The organism is Methylobacterium sp. WL103 (genome assembly GCF_008039885.1).
Classification (GTDB): Bacteria; Pseudomonadota; Alphaproteobacteria; order Rhizobiales; family Beijerinckiaceae; genus Methylobacterium; species Methylobacterium cerastii.
This window is the reverse complement of sequence record NZ_VRUX01000233.1, coordinates 1-6,366: the sequence shown is the minus strand read 5'-3', so window position 1 is coordinate 6,366 and position 6,366 is coordinate 1. Positions and strand designations below refer to the sequence as shown.

Sequence of the window (6,366 nt, the reverse complement as noted above, 5' to 3'; positions counted from 1 at the left end):
GCAGTGCACCAGCTCGACGCCGGCGCTGGCCGCCGGCGCCGGCGTCGAGCTGGTGCACTGCTATTCGCTGGTCCACGACGACATGCCGGCGATGGACGACGACGACATGCGCCGCGGCAAGCCCACCGTGCACAAGGCCTACGACGAGGCGACTGCGATCCTGGTCGGCGACGCGCTGCAGACCCTGGCCTTCGAGATCGTGGCCGACCCGACCTGGCAGCCGGACGCGTCGATCCGTGCCGACCTCGTGCTCGGCCTCGCCCGCGCCTCGGGCCTCGGCGGCATGGTCGGCGGCCAGCTCCTCGACCTGACCGCGGAAGGCCGTTTCGGCCCGGTCTCCCTCGACGTGGACGACACCTTGCGGATGCAGGCGATGAAGACCGGCGCGATCCTCGCCTTCTCGGTGGAGGCCGGCGCGATGGTCGGCGGCGCCACGACGGACGAGCGCGCCGCGCTCTTGCGCTACGGCCTCGCGCTCGGCCAGGCCTTCCAGATCGCCGACGACATCCTCGACCGCGAGGCCTCGCCGGAAGCGATGGGCAAGGCCACGGGCAAGGACAAGGACGCCGGCAAGGCGACGCTCGTCGACCGCCTCGGCCTCGACGGCGCGCGGGCCGAATGCGACCGGCTGGTCGGCGTCTGCGAGGAAGCGGTCTCGCGCTGGGGCGACCGGGCGCAGACCTTGCGCGAGGCGGCGCGGTTCACGGTGGCGCGGAAGGTGTGATCTCTCCTGTCGACCGTGGTGGACCGGGTGCGACAGAAGATCTTTCACACGATCGATCTCTGCCGAACGGCAATCGACGGCGCATCGATCTAGATTGGCTGCGGATCATCGCCTTCGCGGTTTTGATCTTCTACCACGTCGGCCTGCTCTACGTTCCCTGGCCCTACCACGCAAAGAGCGTCCACAGCATTCCAGCGATCGAACCGCTGATGCACCTCGTCAACCCATGGCGGCTTCTTCTGCTATTCCTGATTTCGGGATGTGCAACACGCTTTTTGGCGCAGCGCCTGAAAACGGGTCCTCTGCTTGCCAATCGTTCCGTGCGGCTCCTCGTCCCGTTGCTGTTTGGCATGCTCGTGGTGGTGCCGCCGCAATCCTATGTGCAGGCGGTCGGACAGTTCGGGTACGGAGCTGGACCCCTACATTTTTACACCGCCGCCTACCTCGGCGGAACGGAGCGAATCTGCGCCGGGACATGCCTCGCCCTGCCGACTTGGAACCATTTGTGGTTCGTTCTCTACCTGTATGCGTACACTATGCCGCTCATCGGCAGCACGGTCCTGTTGCGACCCATCCGACCGCTGTTTCTCACGCTGACAAGCTGGCTCGCAGCCAACGGCGCTTTCGTGGTCCTGCCTGTCCTTGTGCTCATCGTCGCGCGAGCCGTCCTCGCGCGGTCGTTCCCGCCGAACGATGCCCTCGTCGGCGATTGGTACAATCACACGGTCTATGGTGCGTATTTCCTGCTCGGGTACTTCATGGTCGGGCAGGACGCCGCCTGGACGGTTCTCGACCGATGTCGATGGCCTGCGGTAATCGTCGCCCTCGGCACCGCAGCTCTTGCATGGCCAAGCAAGGCGTTTCCGTTTCCCTGGTGGTCCAGCATCCTCCATCAGCACGACACCTTCGCGATTCCGCTCTATCAATGGAGCACCATCGTGGCGGTCATCGCATTCGGTCGACGTTGGCTGCCGTCAACCGACGGTCCCTGGCGCCGCTATCTCACCGAGGCCGTGTTCCCTTTCTATATCGTTCATCAGACCGTGATCGTGGTCGCGGCGTATATCCTCAAGGACTTGGGATGGTCCGCGGGAGCGGAGGCGGCCATGATCGTCCTGGTCACGGTGGTGATCTGTTTCACGACCTTCGAGGTGGTCCGTCGCGCCCGGTTGCTCCGACCGTTGTTCGGCCTGCGTCTCGAACGGCACTCGCCAAGCTTCGGCCGCTCATGACGACGATCCTGCCCAAATCCCGGCGTGGCACGTGCCCTTGAAGGGCGCCCCAAAATACTTGCCAACCGGGTCGGTGCCCTCGATACATTCCGCACGACCGACCCGTTTTGGGCACGAGTGAAGCACCATGACCACCTACAAGCTCCTGCTCCTGCCCGGCGACGGGATCGGCCCCGAGGTGATGGCCGGCGTCCAGACGGTGCTGGCGGCGCTCGCCGAGACCGGGCTCGCCCACTTCGAGACCGAGGCCGACCTCGTCGGCGGCTCGGCGATCGACGCCCACGGCAAGCCGCTTTCGGACGCGACGCTGGCCAAGGCGGATGCGGCCGACGCGATCCTGCTCGGGGCCGTCGGCGGCCCGAAATGGAACGGCGTGGCCTACGACATCCGCCCCGAGGCCGGCCTGTTGCGGCTGCGCAAGGATCTCGGCCTGTTCGCGAACCTGCGCCCGGCGATCTGCTACCCGGCGCTCGCCGACGCCTCGGCGCTCAAGCGCGAGCTGGTCGAGGGCCTCGACATCATGATCGTGCGCGAGCTCACCGGCGGCGTCTACTTCGGCGAGCCGAAGGAGATCACCACCCTCCCCGACGGATCGAAGCGGGCGGTGGACACGCAGGTCTACACCACCGCCGAGATCGAGCGGATCGCCCACGTCGCCTTCGACCTGGCGGCCAAGCGCTCCGGGCGCGTCGCGTCGGCGGAGAAGCACAACGTGATGAAGTCCGGCGTCTTGTGGAAGGAGGTCGTCACCGAGGTGCATGCCCGCCACCACGCCGGCATCGAGCTCGAACACGTGCTCGCCGACAACTGCGCGATGCAGCTGGTGCGCCGCCCGAAGCAGTTCGACGTGCTGGTGACCGACAACCTGTTCGGCGACGTGCTCTCGGATGTTGCGGCGATGCTGACCGGCTCCCTCGGGATGCTGCCCTCGGCCTCGCTCGGCGCGGTCGACGCCCGCGGCACCCGCAAGGCGCTGTACGAGCCGGTGCACGGCTCCGCCCCCGACATCGCCGGACAGGACAAGGCGAACCCGATCGCGATGATCGGCTCGCTCGCCATGTGCCTGCGCTACTCGTTCGGCCTCGGCGAGGCGGCCGACCTCGTGGACGGCGCGATCACCGCGGCGCTCGCCGGCGGCGCGCGCACGGCCGACATCGCTGGCGAGGGGACGAAGGTCCTCGGCACGCGCGCCATGGCTGAGACGATCGCGGCTGAGCTTCGCACCCGCGCGGCCTGAGCCGCCAAGAACGCAAGCGGATAAGAACGAGAAAGGGCGCGCAGCTCTCGCTGCGCGCCCCCGAATCGGTACAGGTGAGTTTCGGCGCGGCTTAGTACGGGTTGCCGTAGCGCGAGACGTAGGAGGTCGGATCGATCGCGTCGACGGCCGAGAAGTCGACGTTGCGGATCGCGCTCGACCGGGCGCCGATGAACGGGCCGTTGGTGATCGGATCGGGCAGGATGCCACCGCCGTAGCCGTCGTTGCGGCCGTAGACCGGGTTAAGCTGGTTCGACTGAGCGATCAGCACGGGGTTGGTGGCCGGGTTGCTCACCGAGCCGTTGCCGGGCTCGACCACGTTGCCGGCGTCGAGCCAGCTGCGCGGGCGGATGCGGATCGGCAGCGGGCGACTGACGCGGTAGCCGGGGCCGAACCCGTCCTGCGCCTGGGCCGGAGCGGTGAAGCCGAGGCTGGTGACGGCGAGGGCGCCCAGCAGGGCGATCTTGATCGAGCGCATGACGCACCTTGTTTGAATGCGGGTCTGGTATGGCGCCGAGAGATTAAGAATCCGGTGCCTGTTGCGCAGTAGACGCCCGAGCGCAGCCGTGGTTCCGGAAAAACGGCCGAGCTTACGTGTTTTGCCGCAATGTTGCCCCAATCACGCACGCGGCCGCTTCGGCGGAGGCGTCGTGCGGCGCGGCGCGATCGAGCCGGTGCGACCCGCCAGGTCCTGCGCCGAGAGCGCCCGGATCGGATCGCAGGCCGGATCGCGACGCGCCTCGGCCTCAGTGAAGACGGCGTCGGTGGCGGGGTCCGCGCGCCCGTCCAGCGCGAGGCCGTCGAGGGCGCAGGCGAGCGCGCGCGGCTCGGGCGGTTGTCCTAGAGGCGCGCACAGCCAGCCGTCCACCCGAACCGGCCGGGCCTCCAGGGTGACGAAGCCGGTGCAGATCCGACGCCGGTCGCCGGACAAGGTCGCCTCCAGCGTCTCGACTGCGCCGAACTTGGTGGCGACCCGCCCGCGGGTGCCGGTGCGGACCACCGCGAGGTTCGGGCCCTCCGCCGCGCGCCGTGCCAGGGTCACGAAGAGGCCGGGCTGCGGCTCGGCGGCGTCCCGCGTCAGGGTGAGGCGCAGGTGCGTCTCCTCGATCGCCGAAAAGTCGCCGCTTGCCAGCGTCTGCTCCTGCGGGTTGCGCGGCGGTTCGATCCGGACCGGCTCGCCGGCCCGGTCGAGGCGCAGGCGCCCGGTGCCGGCGGCCGGGGCGACCGGGCGGGCGTTCAGCGTCATGGCCGGGACGAAGGCGATGCCGAGATCGGTCGTCGTGACGGATGCCGGGGCCGGAGCGGGCGGATCGGCGGGCCGCTTGGTCTCGCGCGAGAACAGGCTCAAGGCGCCGATGACGAGCACGGCGCCGACGGCCCGGCCGGTGAAGGCGACGAACTGCCACCGCCGCGGCGCGGGTGCCGCGGGGGCGAGGTCGGGGAACGTCTCGTCTGGGGCCATCGGATGCGGTCGCGCCTCGGGAAAGCGCCGGCACCATCCGCCCCGATCCCCTTCCCCCACCTTTTCAAGCCGGCCTCCGCGGCGGCGTTTCTCGTCACGCGGTGAATCGATCCTTGTCGCGGCCGGCGGGCTTGGTCTCGCAGGGAGAAGCATGGCGGACGGGCCGAGGCATGACGCGACCGCCCTTGACAGGCGCGCGACCCCGGCGCCTTGCTCCCGCCTTCCGAAGGTCCTGCCTTGCGACGTCGCGGGGCCTACGGGTCATGGGCCGATGCGGCCGGCGGAGGCCGGGATCGCTGCACGGCAAGCGGAGTCTTCGAGATGGGTTACAAGGTCGCCATCGTCGGCGCCACGGGCAACGTGGGCCGCGAGATGCTGGACATCCTCGCCGAGCGGGCCTTCCCCGCCGACGAGGTCGTGGCGCTGGCCTCGCGCCGCAGCCAGGGCCAGGAGGTCTCCTTCGGCGACAAGATCCTCAAGGTCAAAGCGCTCGACACCTACGACTTCTCCGACACCGACATCTGCCTGATGTCGGCCGGCGGCGAGACCTCGAAGGAGTGGTCGCCCCGCATCGGCGCGCAGGGCTGCGTCGTGATCGATAATTCCTCGGCGTTCCGCTACGATTCGGACGTACCGCTGATCGTGCCCGAGGTGAACGCCGACGCGGTGGTCGGCTTTTCCAAGCGCAACATCATCGCAAACCCGAACTGCTCGACGGCCCAGCTCGTCGTGGCCCTGAAGCCGCTGCACGACGCGGCGACGATCAAGCGGGTGGTGATCTCGACCTACCAGTCTGTCTCCGGCGCCGGCAAGGACGCGATGGACGAGCTGTTCAACCAGACCCGCGCCGTGTTCACGGCCGGCGAGGTGAAGCAGGAGAAGTTCACCAAGCGCATCGCCTTCAACGTCATCCCGCACATCGACGTGTTCATGGAGGACGGCTACACCAAGGAAGAGTGGAAGCTGGTCGCCGAGACCAAGAAGATGCTCGATCCCAAGATCAAGCTCACGGCCACCGCCGTGCGCGTGCCTGTGTTCATCGGCCACGCGGAAGCCGTCAACGTCGAGTTCGAGCGCCCGATTTCGCCCGAAGAGGCGACCGCGATTCTGCGCTCGGCGCCCGGCATCCTGGTGATCGATAAGCGCGAGAACGGCGGCTACATGACCCCACACGAGGCGGCGGGCGAGGACGCCACCTACATTTCCCGCATCCGCGAGGACGCGACTGTGGAGAACGGCCTGAACTTCTGGTGCGTCTCGGACAACCTGCGCAAGGGCGCCGCCCTGAACACGGTCCAGATCGCCGAGCTCCTGATCAACCGCAAGCTGATCGGGCGGGACAAGAAGGCGGCCTGAGGGCTTCTTCACGCGTCGCTGTATCGCTGTTCGATCGAGCGCAGTCTCCGCAGGGAGGCTGCGCTTTTTCGTGGCCGACAGATCATGGCCTTTGCCCGTCGACAGGAGGGGGGGCTGCCGCCACGCGATCCGATCGATAGAACGAGCCCGATGAAAATCCATCTACTCGCACTCGGCGCTGGCCTGGCGGTTGCCACCCCGGCCTTGGCTGAAGACCTGATGAAGCACCTGGCGAACCCCGCCGAGCAGGTTCTTCAGACGGTCGACTACGCCAACACGCGCTATTCCAAGCTCGACCAGATCAACGCCGGCAACGTCAAGAACCTCCAGGTCGCCT

The 6,366-nt window shown here is 68.1% G+C and carries 6 protein-coding genes and 1 pseudogene; 5 read left to right on the top strand and 2 right to left on the bottom strand.

The genetic code is table 11. The features are described 5' to 3' along the window. The 3 genes from FV222_RS14730 to leuB form a co-directional block, all read left to right on the top strand. On the top strand, positions 1-724 hold a 724-nt coding region (locus FV222_RS14730; RefSeq protein WP_147814844.1), incomplete at its 5' end, for a polyprenyl synthetase family protein. Further along, positions 721-1,956, top strand: coding sequence for an acyltransferase family protein (locus tag FV222_RS14725; RefSeq protein ID WP_187277342.1), 1,236 nt, complete (start codon positions 721-723; stop codon positions 1,954-1,956). The genes FV222_RS14730 and FV222_RS14725, both read left to right, overlap by 4 nt. Positions 1,957-2,083: 127 nt before the next feature. Further along, positions 2,084-3,193 (top strand): 3-isopropylmalate dehydrogenase, encoded by a 1,110-nt coding sequence (gene leuB, locus FV222_RS14720; RefSeq protein ID WP_147814840.1) that lies wholly within the window; start codon positions 2,084-2,086, stop codon positions 3,191-3,193. Positions 3,194-3,284: 91 nt separating this feature from the next. Here the strand turns inward: leuB and FV222_RS14715 are convergent, their stop codons facing one another. Both FV222_RS14715 and FV222_RS14710 read right to left on the bottom strand, forming a co-directional pair. Beyond that, the gene (locus tag FV222_RS14715) at positions 3,285-3,689 is read right to left on the bottom strand and encodes a hypothetical protein (RefSeq protein ID WP_147763394.1); all 405 of its coding nucleotides are present in this window, start codon (positions 3,687-3,689) and stop codon (positions 3,285-3,287) included. Between the two features lie 141 nt (positions 3,690-3,830). Further along, a complete protein-coding gene (locus FV222_RS14710; RefSeq protein WP_147814838.1) occupies positions 3,831-4,673 on the bottom strand; it encodes a hypothetical protein in 843 nt (280 codons plus the stop codon). 321 nt (positions 4,674-4,994) lie between these two features. Here FV222_RS14710 and FV222_RS14705 point away from each other — a divergent pair, with 321 nt between their 5' ends. Next, entirely contained in the window at positions 4,995-6,029 is a 1,035-nt protein-coding gene (locus FV222_RS14705) for an aspartate-semialdehyde dehydrogenase (protein ID WP_147752713.1), read from the top strand. A gap of 150 nt (positions 6,030-6,179) precedes the next feature. Next, positions 6,180-6,366: pseudogene (locus FV222_RS14700) on the top strand (PQQ-dependent dehydrogenase, methanol/ethanol family); the annotation flags it as partial.

What these genes read in the sequence shown, in the direction of transcription:
- FV222_RS14705 (WP_147752713.1), top strand. Translation starts at nt 4,995, where the DNA reads ATGGGTTACAAGGTCGCCATCGTCGGCGCCACGGGCAACGTGGGCCGC.
- FV222_RS14710 (WP_147814838.1), bottom strand. Translation starts at nt 4,673, where the DNA reads ATGGCCCCAGACGAGACGTTCCCCGACCTCGCCCCCGCGGCACCCGCG.
- FV222_RS14715 (WP_147763394.1), bottom strand. Translation starts at nt 3,689, where the DNA reads ATGCGCTCGATCAAGATCGCCCTGCTGGGCGCCCTCGCCGTCACCAGC.
- leuB (WP_147814840.1), top strand. Translation starts at nt 2,084, where the DNA reads ATGACCACCTACAAGCTCCTGCTCCTGCCCGGCGACGGGATCGGCCCC.